14 protein-coding genes and 1 pseudogene are annotated in these 23,466 nt (G+C 65.0%); 11 read left to right on the top strand and 4 right to left on the bottom strand.

Features of this window, described 5'->3' with window-relative positions; genetic code table 11:
- Positions 1–52: 52 nt before the first annotated feature.
- The 4 genes from metH to polA all read right to left on the bottom strand — a co-directional run bounded on the left by metH (position 53) and on the right by polA (position 9,797).
- Positions 53–3,856: a methionine synthase gene (gene metH / locus LVJ94_13360; protein ID WXB08218.1), complete on the bottom strand. Its 3,804-nt coding sequence runs from the start codon at positions 3,854–3,856 to the stop codon at positions 53–55.
- Positions 3,853–4,776, bottom strand: a complete 924-nt coding sequence (locus LVJ94_13355; protein ID WXB08217.1) for a metalloregulator ArsR/SmtB family transcription factor — start codon at positions 4,774–4,776, stop codon at positions 3,853–3,855. Before LVJ94_13355 ends, metH begins: the two co-directional genes overlap by 4 nt.
- Positions 4,777–4,960: 184 nt before the next feature.
- A complete protein-coding gene (locus tag LVJ94_13350; protein WXB08216.1) occupies positions 4,961–6,652 on the bottom strand; it encodes a hypothetical protein in 1,692 nt (563 codons plus the stop codon).
- A 421-nt stretch (positions 6,653–7,073) separates the two neighbouring features.
- Entirely contained in the window at positions 7,074–9,797 is a 2,724-nt protein-coding gene (polA, locus tag LVJ94_13345; protein ID WXB08215.1) for a DNA polymerase I, read from the bottom strand.
- A gap of 422 nt (positions 9,798–10,219) precedes the next feature.
- Between polA and LVJ94_13340 the strand changes: the two genes are divergently transcribed.
- The 11 genes and pseudogenes from LVJ94_13340 to tgt all read left to right on the top strand — a co-directional run bounded on the left by LVJ94_13340 (position 10,220) and on the right by tgt (position 23,440).
- Positions 10,220–11,842 carry a protein kinase gene (locus tag LVJ94_13340; protein WXB08214.1) on the top strand — a complete coding sequence of 541 codons (1,623 nt, stop codon included), beginning with the start codon at positions 10,220–10,222 and terminating at the stop codon, positions 11,840–11,842.
- A gap of 3 nt (positions 11,843–11,845) precedes the next feature.
- On the top strand, positions 11,846–13,210 hold the full coding sequence (locus tag LVJ94_13335; protein ID WXB08213.1) for a hypothetical protein: 1,365 nt from the start codon (positions 11,846–11,848) through the stop codon (positions 13,208–13,210).
- 72 nt (positions 13,211–13,282) lie between these two features.
- Entirely contained in the window at positions 13,283–14,887 is a 1,605-nt protein-coding gene (locus LVJ94_13330; protein ID WXB08212.1) for a glycosyltransferase, read from the top strand.
- A gap of 292 nt (positions 14,888–15,179) precedes the next feature.
- Positions 15,180–15,449: pseudogene (locus tag LVJ94_13325) on the top strand (integration host factor subunit alpha).
- A gap of 295 nt (positions 15,450–15,744) precedes the next feature.
- Entirely contained in the window at positions 15,745–16,167 is a 423-nt protein-coding gene (locus tag LVJ94_13320; GenBank protein ID WXB08211.1) for a MerR family transcriptional regulator, read from the top strand.
- A 94-nt stretch (positions 16,168–16,261) separates the two neighbouring features.
- Positions 16,262–18,271 (top strand): TIGR04551 family protein, encoded by a 2,010-nt coding sequence (locus LVJ94_13315; GenBank protein ID WXB08210.1) that lies wholly within the window; start codon positions 16,262–16,264, stop codon positions 18,269–18,271.
- A 55-nt stretch (positions 18,272–18,326) separates the two neighbouring features.
- A complete protein-coding gene (locus LVJ94_13310) occupies positions 18,327–18,860 on the top strand; it encodes a hypothetical protein (GenBank protein WXB08209.1) in 534 nt (177 codons plus the stop codon).
- A gap of 43 nt (positions 18,861–18,903) precedes the next feature.
- On the top strand, positions 18,904–20,265 hold the full coding sequence (locus tag LVJ94_13305) for a sigma-54 dependent transcriptional regulator (GenBank protein WXB08208.1): 1,362 nt from the start codon (positions 18,904–18,906) through the stop codon (positions 20,263–20,265).
- Between the two features lie 302 nt (positions 20,266–20,567).
- Positions 20,568–20,972 carry a response regulator gene (locus LVJ94_13300; protein ID WXB08207.1) on the top strand — a complete coding sequence of 135 codons (405 nt, stop codon included), beginning with the start codon at positions 20,568–20,570 and terminating at the stop codon, positions 20,970–20,972.
- 252 nt (positions 20,973–21,224) lie between these two features.
- The gene (queA, locus tag LVJ94_13295; protein ID WXB08206.1) at positions 21,225–22,310 is read left to right on the top strand and encodes a tRNA preQ1(34) S-adenosylmethionine ribosyltransferase-isomerase QueA; all 1,086 of its coding nucleotides are present in this window, start codon (positions 21,225–21,227) and stop codon (positions 22,308–22,310) included.
- A complete protein-coding gene (tgt, locus tag LVJ94_13290; protein ID WXB08205.1) occupies positions 22,307–23,440 on the top strand; it encodes a tRNA guanosine(34) transglycosylase Tgt in 1,134 nt (377 codons plus the stop codon). Before queA ends, tgt begins: the two co-directional genes overlap by 4 nt.
- Positions 23,441–23,466 lie beyond the last annotated feature (26 nt).

Genomic DNA, 23,466 nt, shown 5'->3' with positions numbered 1-23,466 from the left:
TTCCCGTCTTCCTGTGAATTTCTCTCTTCGGCGAGCCGTTGGCGGAGTGGCGTTAGTTGGCGGGGTCGTAATTGAGGTTCGGGCCGAGCCAGCGTTCGACTTGTTGATTCGTCATGCCCTTGCGCACGCCGTAGTCGGCGACTTGGTCGCGGTCGATTTTGCCGAGTGTGAAGTAGCGCGCTTCGGGGTGTGCGAAATAGAGGCCGCTCACACTGGAGCCCGGCCACATCGCGAAGGACTCGGTGATGAGGATCCCCGTGTGCTTCTCCACGTCGAGGAGGCGCCATAGGATGCCCTTTTCGGTGTGATCTGGGCAGGCGGGGTAGCCGGCCGCGGGGCGGATGCCTCGGTACTTTTCCTCGATGAGTTGCGCGTTGCTCAGGTTCTCCGTGCGGCCGTAGCCCCACTCCTCGCGCACCCGCTTGTGGAGGCATTCCGCGAAGGCCTCGGCCAAGCGGTCCGCGATGGCCTCGGCCATGATCGCGTTGTAGTCGTCGTGTTCGGCCTTGTACTTCTCGACCAGCTCTTTCAACCCGAAGCCCGTGCTCACGGCAAAGGCCCCGATATGGTCGGCGAGCCCGCTCTCCCTCGGCGCGATGAAATCCGCCAGCGAGCGATTGGCCTTCCCCTTCTCGGGCGCCGTCTGCTGCCGCAAGAAATGGAACCGCTCCAAAACATTGGAACGAGTTCCATCCTCGTAGATCTCGACATCGTCCCCCACGCGGTGCGCCGGGAACAAGCCGTACACCGCGCGCGCCTGAATCAGCTTCTTCGCGATGATCTGATCGAGCAACGCATTGCCCTCGGCAAAGATCTTGCGCGCCTGCTCGCCGTACTTCTCGTGCTCCAGAATGCGCGGGAACACACCCTTCAATTCCCACGTGTGAAAGAACGGCGTCCAATCGATGAACTCGCGCAAGGTGGCCAGAGGGAAGTCCTCCAGCACCCGCACCCCCGTGGATTCGGGCTGCGGCACGTCCTCCGCCCGCCATTCGATGCGCGGCCGATTCTCCCGTGCGGCCTCCAGCGAAATCAATTTGTGCTTCGGCGCGCCGTGGATGCGCCGAAGCTGCTCGTACTCGGCGCGGTGCTGCTGCACGAAGGCGGCGCGATTTTCGTCGCTGAGCAGGCTCGTGGTCACCGGCACCGCGCGACTCGCATCGAGCACGTGCACCACCGGCTCGCTGTAGTGCGGCGCAATCTTCACCGCCGTGTGCGCGCGGCTGGTGGTCGCCCCGCCGATGAGCAGCGGCAGCTTGAAGCCTTGCCGCTCCATCTCGCGCGCCACGTGGGTCATCTCGTCGAGGGACGGCGTAATGAGCCCGCTCAGGCCAATCACGTCCGCCTTCTCCTCCTTGGCGCGCTGAAGGATCTTCTCGCACGGGACCATGACGCCCATGTCGATGACCTCGTAGTTGTTGCACGCGAGCACCACGCCCACGATGTTCTTGCCGATGTCGTGCACATCGCCCTTCACCGTGGCCAGCACGATCTTGCCCTGCGTCCTCACCACCGCACCGGCCGCCGCCTGGGCAGCCTTCTCGGCCTCCATGAACGGCGTGAGGTACGCCACGGCCTTCTTCATCACGCGTGCGGACTTGACCACCTGCGGAAGGAACATCTTCCCCGCGCCGAACAAATCACCGACCACGCTCATGCCATCCATGAGTGGCCCCTCGATGACCAAGAGAGGTCGCCCCAACTTGACGCGCGCCTCCTCGGTGTCCGCATCGATGTACGCGTCGATGCCCTTCACCAGCGCGTGCGACAGCCGCTCTTCCACCGTGCCCTTGCGCCACTCTTCTTCCTTCTTCTCTCCGGCCGACGCCCCCGCCCCGGCCGCCTTGAGCTTCTCGCCGAAGTCGACGAGCCGCTCGGTGGCATCCGGCCGGCGATTGAGCAGCACGTCCTCCACCAACTCGCGCAGCCCCGGCTCGATCTCCTCGTAGACCTCGAGCATGCCCGCGTTGACGATGCCCATGTCCAGACCCGCCTGGATGGCGTGGTACAGAAACGCCGAGTGCATCGCCTCGCGCACGTGGTTGTTGCCGCGGAAGCTAAAGGAAATGTTGGACACGCCGCCGCTCACCTTGGCGTGCGGCAGGTTCTTCTTGATCCAGCGCGTGGCCTCGATGAAGTCGACCGCGTAGTTGTTGTGCTCCTCGATGCCCGTGGCCACCGTGAGGATGTTCGGGTCGAAGATGATGTCCTCGGGCGGAAAGCCCACTTCGTCGACCAGAATGCGGTACGCACGCGAGCAGATGCGAATCTTGTCCTGAAGGGTCGCCGCCTGGCCCTCTTCGTCGAAGGCCATGACCACCACCGCCGCGCCATAGTTCAGAATATGGCGCGCGTGCTTGCGGAACGTATCCTCGCCTTCCTTGAGCGAAATCGAATTGACGATGCCCTTGCCCTGAAGGCACGGAAGCCCGGCCTCGATGACCGCCCACTTCGAGGAGTCGATCATGAACGGCACCTTGGCCACCTCCGGCTCGCTCGCCAAGAGCGAGAGAAACCGGGTCATCGCCGCGACGCCGTCGATCATGCCCTCGTCCATGCAGATGTCGATCACGTTGGCGCCGTTCTCGACCTGCTGGCGGGCCACACTCACCGCCTCCTCGTACTTTCCTTCTTTGATGAGCTTTGCAAACTTGGGCGAACCGGCCACGTTGGTGCGCTCGCCGATCATCATGAAGACGCCCAGCTGCTGCGTGAAGGGCTGCGATCCCGAAAGCCGCAACGGCTTGTTGGGAATGGAGATGGTCACCTCCTTCTTCGCCAGGACATCGCGCGGGTGCCGGCCATCCAGCGCCTTGGCCACGGCGGCGATGTGCTCGGGTGTGTTGCCGCAGCAACCACCGGCAATGTTGATCAAGCCGCCCTGGGCGAACTCGCCGAGGTAGCGCGCCATGTCGGCCGGCTCCAAATCGAAGCCGGTGGGCGACAGCGGGTTGGGCAAGCCGGCATTCGGGTAACACGAAATCGCCACGTTGGCCTTTTCCGCCAACTCCGAGAGGAACGGGTACATCAAATCGGGCCCGAGCGAGCAATTCAGGCCGATGGAGAGCAGCTTCACGTGCTCCACCGCATTCCAGAGTGCCTCCGCCGTCTGCGCGGAGATCATCGTTTCCCCGCCGCGCCCCACGGCGGCCGACACCTGCACGGGCAGGATCTTGCCGTCTTGCGCGAAGACCTCCTGAATCGCGACCAAGGCCGCCTTCGCATTGAGCGAGTCGAAGATGGTCTCCACGAGCAACGTGTCCACGCCCCCCGCGATGAGTGCGCGCACCTGCTGGATGTACGCCCGCTTCACTTGATCGAAGGTGCACACGCGGAAGCCCGCATCGTCGGCATCGGGCGAATTGGAAAGCGACACGGTGAGCGGTCCAATCGCCCCCGCGACGAAGCGCTGGCGCCCGTCCTGGTTGGCCACGCGATCGGCCCACGTGCGGCACTGGCGGGCGGACTGCTCGTTGATCTCCCAGGCGAGGCCCTCGAGGAATGAATCGCCCACGATTTTGTCGTAGAACGCCGGGTCTTTCCTGCCGCCGTGCTCGCGCGGATCGTCGACGAAGAATTCGCTCTGGCCGATGCTGGTCGCGCCGAAGGTGTTCGTCTCGATGATGTCCGCCCCAGCCTCGAGGAAGCGCCGGTGGATGTCGCAGATCATCTCGGGCTGCGTAAGCGAGAAGAGATCGCCGTTGTTGAGCAGATCCTTCGTGGCGTTCGCGAAGCGCGTGCCGCGGATGTCGGCCTCCTTCATGCCGTAGGTGCGGATGGTCGTACCCATGGCACCGTCGATGATGGCGATGCGGTTCTGAAGGAGCTTCTCGAGGGGGTGAAGGGAGGTTGTCATTTGGTTTTCTCGGCGATGGCCAGCACGACCTGAAAATGCGGCTTCTTGCTTTCGCGGCAAGCGACCTGGGACGATGTAACGGCGAGCCCGGCACGCGCGAGCATGTTGCGCAAGGTGCGGGGCGAAAAGCCCGTGTGGCGCTCGCCATAGGGCGCGGTGATCTCGCGCTGCTCGTGTTGATCGAGCGAGAGCACCACGATGCGGCCGCCGGGACGCAGCACGCGCGCGCACTCGGCGAGGGCCCGCTCCGGGTTCTCGGCGTACGTCAGCGTGTGAAACACGAGCACCGCGTCGAACGACGCCTTCGCGAAGGGCAGCTCGTGCACGTCGGCCACTTGCGCGCGCACGTTCTCGTAGCGTGCGAGCCGCTCGTTCGCGGCCTCGATCATGCGCGCGTTCGCGTCGATGCAGGTGAGTGAACGGCAGTGCGGCGCGAGGTAGCCGGCGACGGCGCCATCGCCCGAACCGGCATCGAGCACGTCGCCCAGCCGCAGCAGCGCCGCGATCCCCACGACCAGCGACGGCCACGTGCGGCCCGGCGAATAGTGGAGATCCATCTTCCCGATGAACGATTCGGGAAGGGCGCCGCGCTGCTCGGCATCGAGCTCCGAGAGCCTTCGTCGATCGCCTTCCAACGTCGGATCGGCCGCACTCGTGGTCTCGTCGAGGATCGCCTTCGCCGTCGGCGGCAGGGTGTCCACCGCCAGCGCGTAAAACGAATGCTGCCCATCGCGCCGATCGCGCACGAAACCACCCTCGCGCAGCCGCGCCAGGTGCGTCGACACGCGCGACTGCGAGATCCCCGTCACGCGCACGAGATCCGTCACGCTCAGCTCGCGCTCGCGCAAGAGCGCACAGAGCCGAATGCGGCTCTCGTCGCCCAACAGGTTCAAGGTTCCGACGTACTGGGAGAGATTCATCTGCTTATCGGGATGAGCAGATTCAACTCTGGTACGCGCACGGATCCCTGTCAAGGCGCAGCCATGAGAGGGAGCGAACCGCCAAGACGCCAAGGACGCCAAAAGAGATGGATGAGCTCGAGTGTGGAGGAGCCCCCCCTCTCAAGCCCCCAACCCTTGGCGCGCTTGGCGTCTTGGCGGTTCGCTACTTCTCGACGGGCGAGAGGCGGCTCGCCTGCGCATCCGTGCGTCGGTAGATCGTCAGGTGCTCCTGCTTCAGCACCATCCGATACTCGGGCGGAACCAACGCCTGCACCTCCGGCGTGGCGTCCCACATCAGCACGGAGTCGAACTCCGGCGTGGCCATCTGCCAGAACTCTCGCCACTGGCGGCGCCAAACGCCTTCGCAGTCCTGCTCGTGGATCCCGCCCGTGCGCATGATGCCGCAGATCCAGTCGGGGTTCTCCATCGTTGGCGCGAAGCTCTCGAGCACCAGATGATTGAACTGCGGGTTCGGCGGATCGCGGTACATCACCGGGAACGACCGCGAGTGCGCGAAGAGCAGCGGCGCGCTGGTCTGCTTCTCCGACACGTAGAAGCCCCATGCATGCTGCAGGCTGCGCGTATTCTCGCTGGTCAGCTTCCGCTTGAAGATGAGCGGCAACAGCTTCGCGTTCTCCGGCACGGCGGACATGCCCGCGGTGAACTTGATGCGATCGTTGTCCAACCGCACGTAGTCGATGCCCATACCAACGGTGTACAGCCCCGCGCAGAGCGCCAGCACCTTGCCGAAACGCGCGTCAATGCGATCGGGCAGCCGAAGGAACGCTGCGACCCAGAGATACGGAATCACGCGCGAATTGACGTGGAACCAGTTCGTCGCGATGTAGGGCAAAAACAGGAACAACGCACCCAACAGGGCAAAGGCGAGCGGCGAGAAGAACGTCGGCGATTCACCCCGGCGCAGGTAGGCATAGAGGGCCACGCCCGCCGCCGGAACGAACGTCGAGATCGACAGCCAGGTGAAACCCCAGAACCACTCCGCCCACAGGTTGTACGCGAGCTCCCACGGCGGAATCATCATCCGCGTCACCGCGTAACCGGTCATCGCCCCGACGGGCTCGGTCATGTGGTTGTACAGAGAGATGAGCGTGAGGGCCGTCGCCGGCAGCAGCGGCACGAACATGCGCAGCGCCTCGGTGTACCGCTCGCGCCAGGTACGTCGCTGCACCACGTGAACCAGGAGCAGCATGCACGCGACCATCAAGGTGAAGACGTGCGCGTACCAATCGGCCAGAGCGATCACCGCCATCGCAACGCCGTTCCACCACGTTGGGGAGAGGCGCTGCCGATCCGCGGCCATGAGCAAGAGCAGCGAAAGCGGCACCCCCAGCGCGAAGTCGAGCATGCCCATCGACACGAACCAGTTGTGGATGGTCGGCCAGATGAAGAAGCTCGCGACGATGAGGCGCCGGCGGTTCGTGAACCGCAAAATGAACTGCGGGAAGACGAGCGCATTCAGCCCGAGGACGAGCAGCACGAACAGACGCGCCGCCGCCTTGACCCCGGTGAGCTTCCCCACGAGACACAACCAGCCGAACAATGCGGCGTTGGTCTTGAAAAAGCCGTTGGCAACGAACTCCGGGTAGTGCTCCGGATGCGTGATGACCGTCACCGTGGCGAGATGATTCGGAAGATCCTGTAACGGCGGCAACTCCACCAAGCTGAGCGGCCACGCAGCCAATAGAAAGAGAACGGCTCCGATGGCGAGCGCCAGCTTTTGGTCGCTCAGCCGGCGTATGAACGCTCGAGCTGGACCAAGAAGGGCTCCTAATTGGGGCCCCGCCTCGCCAATGGACGAGGGAAATTCGGGGGCAACGAGGTCCATCTTCTGCATGGGAAACGAATGGGAACCCCACTGTGGGGGAAGTGCCCGTGACTCCTAAAAAATGTGAATGGCGAAGGCTAGGGATCTTCAGCGCCTGGAGAAACCGGTGCTGCTAGGCAAAATCGCGGCCGATCTAGCAAAAGTTGCGTCCGCTTGTGGACTCGATCGACCAACGGGCTAGAAAACCCGCCGAAAATGCGGCCGGGCGACACTAGTACGGGGGTGGGGGGCTGTCCACCGGTGGGACTTTGCCACCACGCGTCGATGGCGAGGCCTGACAACTCGATCATGGTTTGTATTCCACTCCCCCCCTCTGGGGGGGACGCGTTGGCACATGGGCCGATAGCCGGGGGGAAGCCGTCCTGCTTCCTTCGCTCGTCTTCTTTTCGCGGCCGCTTAATGTCCGCAAGTGCCCCGCGGGATCAAAAAATCAGTGGGCCTCGTTCCAATTTTTCCCGCTGCCGATATCGACCACCAAGGGCACCCGAAGCGAAATCGCGTTCTCCATTTCGGAGCGAATGCGCTGCATCGCCTCGTCGACCCGATCCTCGGGGACCTCGAACACGAGCTCGTCGTGGACGGTCAGGATCATCTTGGCCCCCGGCACCACGGGGGCTTGGCCGAGTTTCACCATCGCCAGCTTCAAGATGTCCGCGGCCGTTCCCTGGATCGGCGAGTTCTTCGCCACGCGCTCCGCCTCCATGCGCAGGCCCCTGTTAGCCGAGTGCAAGTTCGGCAGAAAGCGCCGGCGCCCGAGCAGCGTGCGCACGGCTTCGCCCTTTCCCGCTGCCTGGATCGTTTCCTCCATGAAACTTGCGACGCGCGCGTATCTCCGGAAGTAGGCGCCGATGAAGGTTGCGGCCTCCGCCCGCGTGATGTCGAGTTGTCGCGCCAGGGCCGCGTCGCCCATCCCGTAGATCACCCCGAAGTTGATGGTCTTCGCGCGGCCGCGCATCTCCCGGGTCACTTGGTCGCGCGGCACGTCGAAGACGAGCGATGCGGTGTGCGTGTGGACGTCTTCGCCGGCGCCCGTGTTGGAGAACGCCGCGATCAGCTCGGGATCCTCCGACAGGTGCGCCAGCACGCGCAGCTCGATCTGCGAATAGTCGGCGCTCACCAGGACCTTGCCCTCGGGGGCCACGAACGCCGCCCGGATCTCCCGCCCGAGCTCCGTCCGAATGGGAATGTTCTGCAGATTGGGATCGCTCGAGGCCAGACGCCCCGTCGCCGCCACGGTCTGGTGGAACTGCGTGTGAATGCGCCCCGTTTCCTTGTTGATCGCCCGCGGCAAGGTATCGATGTAAGTCCCTTTGAGCTTGTCGATTTCGCGGAAATCGCAGACCACCTTGGGCAGCGGGTGCTTCTCCGCGAGCTCCTCGAGGACCTCGGCATCGGTGGATCGCCCGCCCTTCGGCGTCCGTTTGAGCACCGGCAACTTCAGCTCGTCGAAGAGAATCTTCTCGAGCTGATCGCGCGAACGCACGGAAAAATCCGACTTCGCGATCTCTTTCGCCTTGGCCTCCAATTCACGCAGCTCCACCTCCACCCGCTTGCCCAGCGCCTCGAGCACGCGCGCATCGACCAGCACGCCCGCGAGCTCCATGTCGGCGAGCACGCGCGCCAGCGGCAGCTCCACGTCGTTGAAAAGCTTGGCCAGCCCCTCGCGCTCGAGGCTCGGCGCGTAACGCGTGGCCAAGGTCACGCAGACGTCGGCCTCCGCCGCCGCGAACGGCGTAGCCTCCTCGACGGGCAGGTTGTCGAAGGGTACCGGCGCCGGGGCCTTCTTCCCGGGGGTCGCCTTCTTCTCGCCGTACACCGGAAGCTCGATGCCCAGTGCCTTGCGCGCCAGCTCGCGCAGCGAGTCGGGGACGTCCGGATCCAAGAGGTAGGCGCCCAACATCGAGTCGAACACCGCGCCCTCGATGCGCACGCCGTGCCGCAAAAGCACCAGATAGGCGCGCTTCAAGTGGTGCGACGTCTTCTCGATCGCCGGATCCCGGAACAGCGGCAACAGCGCTTCCTTCACCGTGTCCCACGACAGCATGGCCGGCGCACCGAGGTAGCGATGCGAAATGGGAACGTAGTACCCCTCGCCCGGCACCGTCGAAAGCGCGACCCCCACGATGGCCGCGCGCATCGGATCGCTGTCGCTCAGGATCAACTCGAACGCGAGCCGCTTGTTCGTCCGCGCATGCTCCACCACCTCCGCGAGCGCCTTGGCCTCGAGCACGCTCTGGTAGTTGCGCTCCACCGGCGCCGCTACCTGGAGCTGGTCCAGCAGCCGGTGAAACTCGAGATCCAAAAAGAGCTCGCGCAGCGCCATCGTGTCGGCGCCGCCGTACTTGAGGTGCTCGGGATCCCACGCGATCTCGCAGTCGTTGCGCAAGGTGACCAGCTTCTGGCTGATGCGCGCGTCGGCCTCGTGCTTCGTCAGCGCCTCGCGCAGCTTGGGCTTCTTCACGTTCGCGAGGCCCTCGTAAATCCCCTCCAGGGTGCCGAATTCGTTGAGCAGATCGGCCGCGGTTTTCGGCCCCACACTGGGCACGCCCGGGATGTTGTCCGACGTGTCGCCGGTGAGCGCGAGCAGATCACGCACCTTGCTCGGCGCCACGCCGAACTTCGCGCGCACCTCCTCGGGCCCGTAGGTCTTGTCGCGCATCGAGTCCCAGAGCAAAACGTCGTCTTTTTCGTCGTCGACGAGCTGCATCAGGTCCTTGTCCGCGCTCACGATCACCACGCGCATGCCGCTCTCGCGCGCCCGGCGCACCACGCACGCGATCAGGTCGTCGGCCTCGATGCCGTCGGCCTGGTAAATCGGAATGTTGTAGGCCTTGACGATGGCCTCGCACCGGGCCATCTGCAGGCTAAAATCCGGCGGGGGCGCGGGCCGGTGCGACTTGTAGCGCGCGTCGATCTCCTTGCGAAAGGTCGGTCCGCGCGAGTCCATCGCCACGGCGAGCATGGCGGGTTGGCGCTCGTTCACCACCTTCTGCAACATGTTGACCGTGCCCAAGGTGGCGTGGGTCGGCTCGCCCTTGGACGACGACAGTGGTGCGATGGCGTGGTACGCGCGGAACACGTAACCCGACAAGTCGATGAGGTACAGAATCCCCGGGGTCGCGGGGGACGGAAGGATCGTTCCGGCGGTAGCCATGACGCGCACCCTACCTCGAAGGCCCACCGCTTGCGGCAGCCGACTTTCAATGACGGCCGGCCCGTCATGTGTGCACTTTCGATTACGCTGCCGTATGGCGCTTAAACCGCCACAGCGTAGCGGGCGTCACGGTTTATCGGGCCGATTTCGCACGCAACGTCGCGGTGCTCATGTAGGCACGATGTGCGCGTACTCGAGAATTTCAGACGATTCGACATCATCACGAAACTGGCGCGGACATTGCTCGAGAAGCGTGCCGCACCGGTGGACGCCGAGTCGCACCCGAGATACGCTGCAAACGCTTTTCGCGCGCTCTTCTCTCGTTTCCGCATCCGTTTGCAAAGATGTCGACCTCCCCTCCTCCTCCCGCCGATCTCGTCGCTGATAAGTACAGGCTTGCCCGCTTAATCGGCCGTGGCGGTATGGGCTCGGTGTGGGAGGCGCGTCATGAGACCTTGGGCCTGCGCGTCGCCATCAAATTCATCGAGAAAGAGTACGCGGACAGCAAAGAGGCCCGCAGCCGCTTCGACAACGAGGCGAAGGCCGCGGCGAAGATTCAGTCGAAGCACCTGATCAAGATCTTCGACCACGGCGTGACGCCCGACGGCAAGCCGTACATCGTCATGGAGCTGCTCGAGGGCGAGCCGCTCGACAAGCGGCTGGACCGCCTCGGCCGTCTTCCGCTGCAGGACGTGGCGCGAATTCTCCAACAGGTCGCTCGGGGGCTGTCGCGCGCGCACGCCGCGCACATCATCCACCGCGATTTGAAGCCCGAGAACATCTTCCTCACGCAGTCGACCGACGACGACGAGGAGGTGGCCAAGGTGCTCGACTTCGGCATCGCCAAGATCCGCAGCACCGATCAAACGCTGTCGAACAGCACCAAGACGGGCGCGGTTCTCGGCACGCCGTACTACATGTCGCCGGAGCAGGCGCGGGGCCTGCGCGACATCGACCACCGGACGGACGTCTGGTCGCTCGGTGTCATCGTCTTCAAGTGTGTCACGGGCGTGCTTCCCTTCGAGGGCGAGTCGCTGGGCGATCTGCTGGTGAAGATCTGCACCGCGCCGCTTCCCGTGCCGTCGCATGTTCTGCCGGGGCTTCCGCAGGCGTTCGACACGTGGTTCGCCCGCGTGATGGATCGCGAGCCGGCGCGACGTTTTTCCAACGTGACGGAGGCGGCCGAGGCGCTCGCCTATCTGTGCGGTGTGACCGTGCGGCGGGGTCCCACGTCGGGCGCGTCGCGCGAGATCGATCCGGCCTCGATGTATCGGCCGAGCTCACCGAGTTCTCCGAGCAACCCCGGTGGCGAGGGACCTCCGCGCACCGTGCCGAGCGCACCGTTAGGAACGGCCCCCCAAGCGGGGCCTGGGGCTGCCGCCCACGCCTTCACGCCGCCCGCGTACGCGCAGCTGCAGGCGACCACGCCGCATCCCCATGCGACACCGCCGCAGCAGTATCGCTCGCCGAGCTCCCCGAGCTATCCGTCTCCGGGGCCCGGGCCGACGCCCACCACGCCGGGCTTCGCCGCCTCGACGCCGCGCGGGGTGAAGAGCTCGTCGGTGAGCTTGATCCTCGGCATCGTCGTCGGTGTCGTGGCCACCATCGTGCTTGCCATCGTGGCCTTCCGCGTGAGCCCGGGCACACAAGACAAGGCGAAAGCGGCGGCCATGGGCGGCGGTCACCACCCTGCGACCACCGCATCGGCGCCCAGTGACTCTTCGACCGCCTCCGCATCGGCGTCGACGCCGGGCCTTTCGCCCCTGACGCCTCCTGCGAGCGAGGCCTCCCCGACGCCGGACGAGGAGTCGTCCAAGACGGCGGCCGCGCAACCGTCGACGACGAAGACGGGACGCCGCACCGGCAAGGCCGACAAAACGGACAAGGCTGACAAGCCGGACAAAGCCGACAAGCCTTCGTCGAGCGCATCTTCGACGAGCACCAGCAACAACGCGACGGGCTCCGCGAGCGCGTCGCCGACCGCGAAACCTACCCCCCATCCTTCGACGCCCGGAAAGCAACCAGACGACAATCCGGGTTACTGAAACATGCTTAAAACTTCTCGTTTCTGCTTCGCCCTCGCGGCCCTTGGCATCGGCGTCGCGACGACCACCCCCCTCCAGGCCCAGCCCGTGAGCGACATGGATCGCGCCGCCGCACGCGATCTCTTTCGCGAAGGTGTGGAACTTCAACGCGCGAGCCGGTTCGCCGAAGCGCTCGATCGCTTCACGCGCGCCAACTCCGTGGTGAATGCGCCGACGAACATGCTGCGCATCGCCGAGTGCCACGCCGCCCTCGGGCACTTGGTGGAGGCGCTGGAGATGTACCGCGCGCTCCAGCGCTACCCCATGCCTCCGAGCCCGCCGCCCGCCTTCGTTCAAGCCGTCGAGCAGGGCCGCGAGGAAATGAAGACCATCGAGCCGCGCGTGCCCGAGTTGAAGATCGACGTCACGCCGCCGCAAGTGCCTACGCTGTCGGTCACCATCGACGAGCAGCCGCTGCACAGTGCGCTGGTCGGCGTCTCGCGCCCGATCAACCCGGGCGTTCACAAGGTCGTGGCCACCGCCCCCGGCTACACCCGCGCCGAGCAGACCGTCGACGTCAAAGAGCGCGCGCGCCAGGCGATCTCCTTGAACCTGACGAGCACCGGCGGCGTCATCTACGGCCCCGTGAGCGCCACGACGAACAGCCAGTACGTCCAGATTTCCCCGGCCTCCGGCTCCTCGCCATCGCCCATCGACAAGCCCCCCGCCTACACCGAGGGCGAGAAACCACGCCCCGCCACCGACCTGCGTTCGCGCACCAGCTTCTTCCTCGGCCCCCGCATCAGCGTCGCCATCCCGGCGGGGAAGTTCGTCACCGAGCAGGGCGGTGTCATTTCGATGGGCGACCTCGCCAATCCAGGCGCGGCCCTCGGTGCGGAAGCGGGCATTCGTTTCGCGCGCCTCTTTTACTTCAGCGCGCTGATCGAAGGCGCCAAGTACGGTGAGGTGAAGCAGGGCGCTACGAAGTACGACGCGAGCTCGTTCCTCGCGGCGGGCAAGTTCGGCCTCATCACCAACCCGGATGGGTTCGCTTTCATCGCGGACATCGGGATTGGCTACCGAAGCTTCTCGGTCGACGGTTCGGTGTCGAGCGGTGGGACCACCGCCAAGGGGAACAACTCCGCCAGCTCCGCGGATTTCCTGCTCGGCGTCGGCATGCACTTCAAGGCCGGCAAGATCCTGCGCCTCATTCCGAAGATCGACGTAAGCCTCGGCACCTTCGGCGACAGCAAATCGAATTTCAGCACGAACAGCACGACCGACTCGACGAGCCACGCCCTCTGGACGATCGGCCTCGCGGGGTACTTCGATATCAACCTCGATAAACGCGCTGCCGCTGCCCCGACCCCCGCACTCCCCCCTCCCTGATTTCGTTGAATGACGCGTCGAGACAACGACGTGCAACGAATTACAAGTTGGTGACAAAGTGTAGGGCCCTGGGTGCTTAGCTCCACGGGCATGTACCTGGCCCTTTGCGTAGCGTACTTCGTCGTCCTTCTTTTCCTCGCCATGTACGGCTTGCACCGATCGCACTTGGTGCTGACGGTGCTGCGGCATCGGAAGAAGCTGGCGGCCATGCGCGAGAACGCGCCCAAGCTCGAAGACTACGCCAAAAACGGCAAAGAACTGCCGCACGTCACCATCCAGCTCCCCCTCTACAACGAGGCGACGGTGGCAGCGCGCCTGCTCGAGCACGTGGCGGCCATCCGCTACCCGCGCGAGCTTTTCGAAATCCAGGTGCTCGACGACTCCACGGACGAAACGCGGGCCCTCGTGCGCAACCACGTTGCCGAGCTCGCTGCGACCGATCCGACGCTGGACGTCGTGTACATCCACCGCGTCGACCGCACCGGCTACAAGGCGGGCGCGCTGGATGCGGGGCTCAAGGTCGCCAAGGGCGAGCTCGTGGCCATCTTCGACGCCGACTTCCTCCCGCAGCCGGACTTCCTCGAGCAGGTCGTTCCCGAGTTCATCGATGACAAGATCGGCATGGTGCAAGCGCGCTGGGGCCACTTGAATCGCAACCACTCGCTGCTCACCCGCGTGCAAGCCCTCATGCTCGACGGCCACCACCTCGTGGAAAACCGTGCGCGCGCTGCCGCCGGCTGGTTGTTCAACTTCTCCGGCACCGGCGGCATGTGGCGCAAAGCAGCCATCGGCGCCTCGGGCGGCTGGCAGCACGACACGCTGACCGAAGACTTGGATCTCTCCTACCGCGCGCAGCTGGCCGGCTGGAAGTTCGTCTACCGCGACAACGTGGTGAGCCCCGCCGAGCTCCCGGAGGACGTCAGCGCCTTCCGCGCGCAGCAATTCCGTTGGGCCAAGGGCACGGTGCAGACCTCGCGCAAGCTGATGAAGCGCGTGATGACCTCGAACCTCTCGCTCTCGCAGCGCATCGAGGCCTTCTTCCACCTCACGCCGCACTTCGCCTACCCGCTCATGGTCTTCCTGAGCCTCCTGCTCCTGCCCGCGCTCGTCCTCATGCCGGCGACGAACCCGCAGGCCATGCTGCTCATCGACCTGCCGCTCTGCATCGGCACCACCGGCTCGCTCGCCGCCTTCTACGCGATGGCCGAGGCCGCACAGGGACGCCGCCGCATCGACGCGCTCAAGCAGCTCCCCGCACTTCTCGCGCTCGGTGCCGGCCTCGCGCCGCACCTCTCCAAGGCCGTCTTCGAAGGCCTGCACTCGATGGCCGGCGAGTTCGTGCGCACGCCCAAGAAGGGCATCGAGCTGAGCAACCCCGCCGCGAGCACGCCGCGTTACCGCGCCCGCGCCGATCTGCCGATGATCGAAGTCGGCCTCTGCCTCTTCTCGCTCGCCAGCACCGTCGCCTCCATCGAGACGGGCCACTGGTTCGCCACGCCGTTCGCGATGCTCTTCACGTTCGGCTACGGCTACGTGGCCTCACTCGTGGCGAGCGAGCAGGCCGCACGCCGCAAGGCCGCCGCCGAGATGCCCGCCCTCTCCCAATCGCCGGACAGCGTGCGCAACTTCGTTCCGACCCCGGCCGTTTCCACGGCCGACATCGCTGACGCGGAGTGATCGACCCGTCCTTGACGGTCGTTGCATCGCAGCAACCGTCTATGTTTGGCAAACGCGAATCCGAATCTGAATTCGTTTGCACTTGTCAAGCACAACCTCACCCTTGGGGGTGAAGGAGACGACGGCGCGGTGTTGTCAAGCCACAGCGAACCAAGCTAAACCGTTTTTGTTAGGCGGGGAGTTTTCCGGTAGCGCTTATCGAAGATTCCCGTTTACTATCCTCTGGATTGGTCCGGGTGGGTGCCTGTGCCATCGTAAGTGAGGTAGGTGCTGACAGGGGGTGGAGACGATCATGACGAAGGCTGAGATCGTCCAGGCGGTGTATGCGATAGGCGGATTCTCCAAGAAGGAGTCGGCGGATGTCGTCGACCTTGTCTTCGAGATGATGAAGGAGACCCTCGGGCGCGGCGAGAAGATCAAAATCAGCGGCTTTGGCAATTTTGTCCTACGCGACAAGAGGCAACGGCCCGGCCGCAATCCGCAAACGGGAGATCCCATCAAGATCAGCGAGCGACGGGTCCTCACCTTCAAGGCGAGCCAGATCCTGAAGCAAGTGCTGAACGCCAGCCCAACCGGAGCCGCAAACGCAAACACGCCGGGAAACCATTCCGCGCGCCCCTCACCCTCCGGGGTGCCCGGGCGCCTCGACACCGGCATCCCGCCGTCAGGAGCGGTCCCGCAGTCGGGACCTGGGACCGGAGACACCTCGGCGGGCAGCAGCTCGGGAGGACGCTTGTCGAACGGTCTCGCCACGGGGGAGCTCGCGGCCTCTGCAGCTCCATCCCCTGCAGCTCCGGCAGCGGGTCCCGCGCCCGCCAGCGTGACCCCGAGCCCGAGCGCCACCAACGAGTAACGGCGTGGGCGCCCCCTGGGCCGATCTCGAGAAGATCGATCCGTCGAAGCTCTATTTCCGAATCGGCGAAGTGGCCTCCATCGTCGGGGTAGAGCCACACGTGCTTCGCTATTGGGAGCGCGAGTTTCGAATGATTCGCCCCACCAAGAGCACAAAGGGGCAGCGAGTTTATTCCCGCCGAGATCTCGAAAACCTCCTTCGGGTGCGCGACCTCCTTTACAAAGAGGGCTTCACCATCGCCGGCGCGAAAAAGAGGCTACGCAACGCCGGGGACGAGCCGGAAGCACGCGAATCCGAAGAGCGCTCGGAGATCGAGGAACCGCCCCGTCACGGCGAACGCGACGGAGGCTCGAGCGAAACCAAGATGCGACAAACACTCGTGGACCTGCGCTCGGAGATCGAGGCGTTCCTCGCGGAAGACTGGTAGCCGTTTTCCTGCGCACTTCGTGGAAGTAGCCGTGTTACAAGGCCCTCCTACGATGCTTGGTCACGCGCGCACCCCGCGATCTAGAGTCTTCTCTTTGGCTTTTCCTTTCGCTCTCATGGGCGTCTTCGCCTCCACGGCGAGCACCGCACACGCACAGAGCGACGACAAAGCCACGGACAGCAAAGGGTCGCCCGCACCGCCGCCGTCTTCCTCGCCGCCCCCGCGTGGAAGTCTCCTGCCCAACCCGCAGGACGACGCCGCCCCGTCCACGCCTTCGCCCCCCGCAGCAGGCAGCGTCGACCCGGCCGCCGACCAACGCGAGCTCGAAGCGCAGGGCAGGCAGCGCCCCGTGGCCGATGGCCTCGTGGGCTCCCGCTCGCAAGACGTCTACAGCGAAGACTGGTTTAGCCGCATCCGCCCCGTGCTCGAGTTGCACGGCTACTTTCGCACGCGCGGCGAGCTATTTCACAACTTCGCCCTGGGCCGCCACGACGGCGCGAACAACGCCTTGTGGCCGCAGCCGATCGACAATTCGTTCGTTCCCGTCGGAGGCAACGCCAATGCGGTAAGCCTGGGCCTGTGCGGCTCGAACCCGAATGTCGCGGAGAGCTGCCAGGACAAGACGCAAGCCACGGCGAACATGCGCTTCCGCATCAACCCCGAGCTGCACATCTCGGACAACCTGCGGATCATGGCGCAGATCGACATGCTCGATAACCTGGTGTTGGGCTCCACGCCCGACGCCTATGCCATGCAGCCGGGCTCCGGTAGCAACGGGTACGTCCGGAGCGGCGGCAACCCGTATGCGCCCATCGCCCTTTTCTCCAACACGCAAGGACCACCCACGGCCGGCGTGAACGGCTGGCGCAACTCGATCGACGTCAAGCGCGCGTGGGGTGAATACATGACCCCCGTCGGCCAGATCCGTTTCGGCCGCATGCCGCACCACTGGGGCCTCGGCATGATGTGGAACTCCGGCGACAACATCGACGCCGACTACCACAGCACGATCGACCGCATCATGTTCACGTCGGGCATCAAGGCGCTCGATCTGTACTTCGGTGGCTCGTGGGACTTCGTCTCCAGCGGCCCCACCAACGCCAACGCGTACAGCGTCTACGGCGGCCAGCCGTACAACACGGGCAACCTGACCAACGTCAATCAGTGGTCGCTCTTCGTCGCGCGCCGGACGAACCCCGAGTTGCAGCGCCTGCAGCTGTCCCGCAACCAAGTCGTCATCAACGGCGGTCTCTATGCCGTTTACCGTAGCCAGTACTTGGACCTGGCCGGCAACAACGGCGTCACGGAGACACCGTGGACGTTCGGCAGCGGCGCAAACAGCGGCACCAACAATGGGCTGGAGCGTCGCAATGCGCAGATATTCATCCCCGACGCATGGGTGCAGATCCTCTTCAAGAAGTTCCGCTTCGAGGCGGAGTTCGCGAGCGTCTGGGGCAACATCGAGCGCGCGCCGAACGCCGCCGGCAACAACGCGAGCGACACCAAGGTTCGCCAATACGGTTTGACCACCCAGACCGAGTTCAAGGCGATCGAGGACAAGCTCCGATTGAACCTCGGCTTCGGTTGGGCGAGCGGCGATCCTTGGCAAGACAGCTTGCAGCCCCAGACCGGGCCGAACGCCTTCAACAGCGGCAACGGCCCCGTCTCGACGTTCCGCATGAACCCTGCGTACAACGTCGACCTCATCTTCTTCCGCCGCATCCTGTCGCGGGTCGAGGGCGCGTACTACTTCCGCCCCTCGGTGGAGTACGACTTCCTTCGCAGCCCCGGCGGGCAGAAGTTCGGAGGCAACGCGGCGGTCATCTGGAGCCGCGCGAGCGAATTCGTGCAGTCCCCGGGTCATAACCGCGACCTCGGCCTCGAGCTCAACTTGAGCCTCTATTACCAGGCGAAGGACGGCGCGTTGAACGACGATCCGGACAAGTTGGGTGGCTTCTTCGCCATGCTGCAGTACGGCGTCTTCTTCCCACTCGGCGGTCTGAACTACCTGCCGAACATCACCAGCGCGAACACGCCGGGCATCTCCGACTGGAGCACCTCCAGCGCCCACACCATCCGCCTCTTCATGGGCATCGTCTATTAACAGCACTTCAGGAACCGGGCACGGGCGCCGCCGCTTGGGCTAGTATTAGCCGCGGATGCGCCCGTTCGTTTTGGCGGTCGTCGCAGGTTGGGTCCTCCTCGCGTGCGGCGGAAGGTCCGAGGAAAGCCCGCAAAAAATGCGGCCCCCCTCTCCCGATGCCGGCGATGCGGGCGCAGCGGATGGCGACTCGGGCGCCGTTCCACTCTGCGTGGGCGCGGGCGCGCGCGGCACTGGCTTCACGTTCACGGAGCTCTACCAAGACTACTTCGGACGTGTCGGTCCCGGTGGTTGCGCCGGCAACGGACGATGCCACGGATCGAGCGATCAACCGGGCTCGCTCGGCAGCAACGGCTTCGTTTGCCCTCCCGAAAACGAACCCGACGGAAAAGATACGTGTTATCAGCACCTTCGAGATGCGGGGCTCGTTGCGGAGACCGAACAGACGGCGCCCGAACACTCGCCTCTCTACGTCGTACTTCGAAAGAGCACAGGCGGCGGCATCATGCCGAAGGCTCCTGTGTGCGCTTTCGACGAGGTCGACATGAAGCGCATCGCCAGCTGGATCCGGGCGGGCGCACCTGACAATTAGACGAGATCCATCCAGCCAGCCACGTACTAGACTGCCTTTGACCATGCCGAAGATTCTGATCGTCGATGATCAGCGCAACATGCGCACCACCCTGGCAATGATGCTCAAGGGGGCGGGATACGAAGTAGACGAGGCTGCCGACGGCGACGAAGGCGCCGAGCGGGGAGCCACGGGCGCATTCGATCTGGTGCTCACCGACCTGCGTATGGGCACGAAAGACGGCATGGAGGTGCTCGGCGCCATCAAAGAAGCGCAGCCGATGACCGAAGTCATCGTGATGACCGCTTACGGCACCATCGAGAGCGCCGTGGAAGCGATGCGGCTGGGCGCCTTCGACTACATCCAAAAGCCCTTCACGGAGCAGGAGCTCCTGGTGAAGGTCGACAAGGCCCTCGAGAACCGCCGCCTCGCCGGCGAGGTCGCGTTCCTGGCCAGCGAGTTCAAAGATCGCTACCGCTTCGAGAACATCGTCGGGCGTTCGGGCGCCATCCGCGATCTGCTCGGCCGCATCGTGCGCATCGCCCCGACGGACGCCATCGTCCTCATCACCGGCGAGAGCGGCACCGGCAAGGAGCTCGTCGCCAAAGCCATCCACGCGAACTCACGCCGGTGCGATCGCATGTTCGTACCGGTCAACTGTGCGGCCATCACCGAGACCTTGCTCGAGAGCGAGTTGTTCGGTCACGCGCGCGGTTCGTTCACGGGCGCGGTGAGCGCACGCAAAGGCCTCTTCGAAGAGGCGCACGGCGGCACGTTTTTCTTCGACGAAATCGCAGAGACACCGCTGTCGTTCCAGGCGAAGCTCCTGCGCGTCATCCAGGAGAACGAAGTGCGACGCGTCGGTGAGAACAAACCGATCCGCGTCGACGTGCGCATCATCGCCGCGACGAATCAGGATCTCTTGCGCGCCGTGCAAGAGAAGCGCTTCCGGCAAGATCTCTACTACCGCCTGAACGTGGCGCGCTTTCAGCTCCCTGCCCTGCGCGAGCGACGCGAGGACGTGCCCGAGCTGCTGATGCACTTCCTCGAGAAGTTCAACAAGAAGATGGGCGTGCGCGCGCGCCTTCATGACGGCGTGCTCGATGCGCTGGCCCACTACGACTTCCCGGGCAACATCCGCGAGCTGGAGCACATGATCGAGCAGGCGGTGGCGCTCGTGCAGAGCGGCACCATCACGGCAGATGACGTTCTGCCCCCGCCCATCGGTGAGGAAGCCCGCTCCGGTTCGAACCACGGCGGCCGAGCCTTGGCGGATGTCGTCGACACGGCCGAGCGCACGGCCATCGAAGGTGCCCTGCGCGAGAGCGACGGCAACCGCGAGAAGGCGGCGGAGCTCTTGGCGATCTCACCCACGACGCTCTGGCGCAAGATGACCCGTCTGGGCATCGTTTTCGATACGAAATAAAGCGCACTCGGCCTTCGCACGGGTTTCATTTTTGCGACCGCATTTCACGCTTGCACACTGAAACGTAGTCTTTTTGGCAATTTTTGTGCAGGTTACCGCCGGCACTAAATTTGCACCGCGCGAGTCCATCAGCGACCTCCGCTGCGTTGAAAATCGGTCGTCGCAAGCGGCGCACCCTGCGTTGAAAGTCGGGCGCCGCAAGCGGCGCACCCTGCGTTGAAAGTCGGGCGCCGCAAGCGGCGCACCTCCGGACCACGTGCCCGGATTCAGCAGCATTCGATAGAGAAGGATGAGAGGTGTTCTTGAGTGCAAAAGTTCTTGTCGTCGATGACGAGGTCAATCAAGGACGCGCTCTTGCGCTAGGTCTCCGCCTCGAAGGCTTCGAAGTCACCACCGTGCTCGACGCCGAATCGGCCCTCGCCTCGCTCGCTCTCTCGGCCGCCGACGTCGCCATCTTGGATTTGATGCTGCCGGGCATCAACGGCATCGAGCTCGCACGGCGGCTGTCGCGCCTCTACCCGAAAATGCTCCTGGTGCTGACCAGCGCCTACCATCTCAGCGAACGGCAACTGGTCCGCGCCGACTGCGGGGTCGTCGGATTCGTCCCCAAGCCGTACCGCCTCGACGAGCTCGCCGACTTCCTGCGCGCCAAGCTCGCGTCCGGTCCGGAGAGCGCCCGCCAGTTCCGCAAAGTCGCAAGCCACTGACCGATTACGCGGATAAGGCGAACGCACCATCCGCGGCGACGGCTCGAATCGAAACTCTCGCGGAAGCCAAGCAGCGGCAGCGGAACAATCCCGGCGAGGCCGGCGCCCTGCCCCATTGCTGAACGAAGGTCGTCAAACGCAATGGCGATCGTCGGCTCATTGCCACCTTCGTCCGGCTGCACAGTTCGATTGCACGCAAAGTTCAAGACCGGATGGTGAGATCCAAGTCAGTAGTGTTAATGTCCGCCCGCCTTGCGTATCGAAGCTTTTGATTACGACCTTCCGCCGGATCGCATTGCTCAGTATCCCACTCCGGAACGCGAGCAAGCGCGATTGCTCGTGGTGCCGCCCGACAGCGATGCGCTCGAGAATCACGGCGTTGCCGAACTCGCGGAGCTGATCCCCGAGGGCGCGCTCGTCGTGGTGAACGACACGCGCGTCATCCCCGCACGCCTGCTCGGCGTAAAGGCCGACACGGGCGGCAAAGTGGAAATCTTCCTCGTGCGCTTCGTCGAGGCGCGCACCTTGGAAATCCCCGGCGGCGATCCGCGCGAGGCCGAGGTGTGGCTCGCGCTCGGCAAGGCATCGAAGCCCCTGCGCTTCGGATCGGACGTCATCGCGGGCAACGTGATCATCCGCCTCCTCGGCCGCGGCGAAGACGGCCTGCTCGAGGTGGGCGTGAGCACGATGGCGCCCGCCCCCATCCGCAGCGCGATCGAGGCCGAAGGACACGTGCCGCTGCCGCCGTACATCAAGCGCAGCGACGAGGCGCTCGATCAGGAGCGGTATCAAACCGTCTTCGCGCGCGTGCCGGGCGCGCTCGCTGCGCCGACCGCGGGACTGCACCTGTCGCGTGCACTGCTCGGACGCCTCGCCGTGCGGGGCTGTGAGCTCGCCAGTGTCACGTTGCACGTGGGCCTGGGCACGTTCCAGCCCGTGCAGGTGGACGATCTCGATCAGCATCCCATGCACTCGGAGGTGTTCGAGATCTCCCGCACCACGGGCAGCGCCATCGCCCGTGCGCGCGAGCGCGGTAAGCCCGTGGTGGCCATCGGCACGACGGTGGTGCGCGCCTTGGAAAGCGCCGCGAGCCCGGACCGCGATGGGTACGTCGTGCCCACGCACGGCGAAACGCGGCTCTTGATTCAGCCTGGGTACCAGTTTCGCGTGGTGGACATGCTGGTCACGAATTTTCACCTGCCGCGCTCGACACTGCTTGCGCTGGTCTGCGCCTTCGGTGGATATGAACGCGTGCTCGCCGCCTACCGCCACGCCGTGCGCGAAGACTACCGCTTCTTTTCCTACGGAGACGCCATGCTCCTGACCCGTGCAACATGAAGCCGCGCGCTTCGGGGTTCGCCTTTCGCGTGCTCGCGCAGGATGGTCACGCACGCCGGAGCGTGCTCACCACGCCGCACGGTGACGTCGACCTTCCCACGTTCATGCCCGTGGGCACGCAAGGCAGCGTGAAGACGCTCACCCCCGACGAGGTGTCGTCGACGGGCGCGCGCATCGTGCTCGGCAACACGTACCACCTGTGGATGCGCCCGGGCCCGGAGACCGTCGCCGAATTGGGCGGGCTGCACGGCTTCTCGCGCTGGCCGCACGCCATGCTCACCGACTCGGGCGGCTTTCAGGCCTTCTCGCTTTCGAAGCTCACCAAGCTCACCGAGGACGGCTTCACCTTTCGCTCGCACCTCGATGGCAAGAAAGCCCACCTGTCGCCGGAAGAAGCCGTGCGCATCCAGGGCCTCATCGGCGCGGACATCCAGATGCAGCTCGACGTCTGCCCGCCCGGCGACTCGGAGCGCTCCGTCGTGGAAGAAGCCGTCGCACGCACCACCCGATGGGCGAAGCGTGCGCTCGCCGCCCCGCGGCCCGAGGGGCAGGCCCTCTTCGGAATCGTGCAGGGCTCGTGCTTTCCCGATCTGCGAAAGGCCCACGCCGACCAGCTCGCGGCGCTCGATCCGGGGTTCGATGGCCTCGCACTCGGAGGCTTCTCCGTCGGCGAACCGATCCCGCGCATGCACGAAACCTTGGCCGAGGTCGCGTGGTACCTCGATCCAGAAAGGCCGCGCTACCTCATGGGCGTCGGCACGCCGCTCGACTTGCTCGTGGGCATCGAGCACGGGGTCGACATGTTCGACTGCGTGCTTCCCACCCGCAACGCGCGCAACGGTCAGGCCCTCACCCGCTTCGGGCGGCTCATCATCAAGAACGCGCGCTACGCGAAGGACCCGCAGCCCATCGACCCGGAGTGCGGGTGCTCGGGCTGCCGCGCTGGTTTCAGCCGCGCGTACCTGCGCCATCTCTACATGTGCGGGGAAATTCTCGCCCTGCGTGTGCTGACGCTGCACAACCTGCACTACTACGGTCAACTCGTGGCGGGCGCGCGCCGGGCCATCGAGACCGGAACGTACGCCGCGTTCAAGAAGCGCTCGATCGAGCTGATGGAAGCCGGAGCGTAGCCTCAACACCCGCAACGCCCGCAATA

Source organism: Sorangiineae bacterium MSr11367, from assembly GCA_037157805.1.
GTDB lineage: Bacteria > Myxococcota_A > Polyangia > Polyangiales > Polyangiaceae > Pendulispora > Pendulispora rubella.
The sequence above is the reverse complement of the archived record's forward strand: the minus strand, read 5'-3'. Positions and strand labels throughout refer to the sequence as shown.

Coding starts and splice junctions, on each gene's coding strand:
- metH (WXB08218.1), bottom strand. CDS start 3,856: ATGACAACCTCCCTTCACCCCCTCGAGAAGCTCCTTCAGAACCGCATC.
- LVJ94_13335 (WXB08213.1), top strand. CDS start 11,846: ATGCTTAAAACTTCTCGTTTCTGCTTCGCCCTCGCGGCCCTTGGCATC.
- polA (WXB08215.1), bottom strand. CDS start 9,797: ATGGCTACCGCCGGAACGATCCTTCCGTCCCCCGCGACCCCGGGGATT.
- LVJ94_13355 (WXB08217.1), bottom strand. CDS start 4,776: ATGAATCTCTCCCAGTACGTCGGAACCTTGAACCTGTTGGGCGACGAG.
- LVJ94_13350 (WXB08216.1), bottom strand. CDS start 6,652: ATGCAGAAGATGGACCTCGTTGCCCCCGAATTTCCCTCGTCCATTGGC.
- tgt (WXB08205.1), top strand. CDS start 22,307: ATGAAGCCGCGCGCTTCGGGGTTCGCCTTTCGCGTGCTCGCGCAGGAT.
- LVJ94_13305 (WXB08208.1), top strand. CDS start 18,904: ATGCCGAAGATTCTGATCGTCGATGATCAGCGCAACATGCGCACCACC.
- LVJ94_13310 (WXB08209.1), top strand. CDS start 18,327: ATGCGCCCGTTCGTTTTGGCGGTCGTCGCAGGTTGGGTCCTCCTCGCG.
- LVJ94_13340 (WXB08214.1), top strand. CDS start 10,220: ATGGGCTCGGTGTGGGAGGCGCGTCATGAGACCTTGGGCCTGCGCGTC.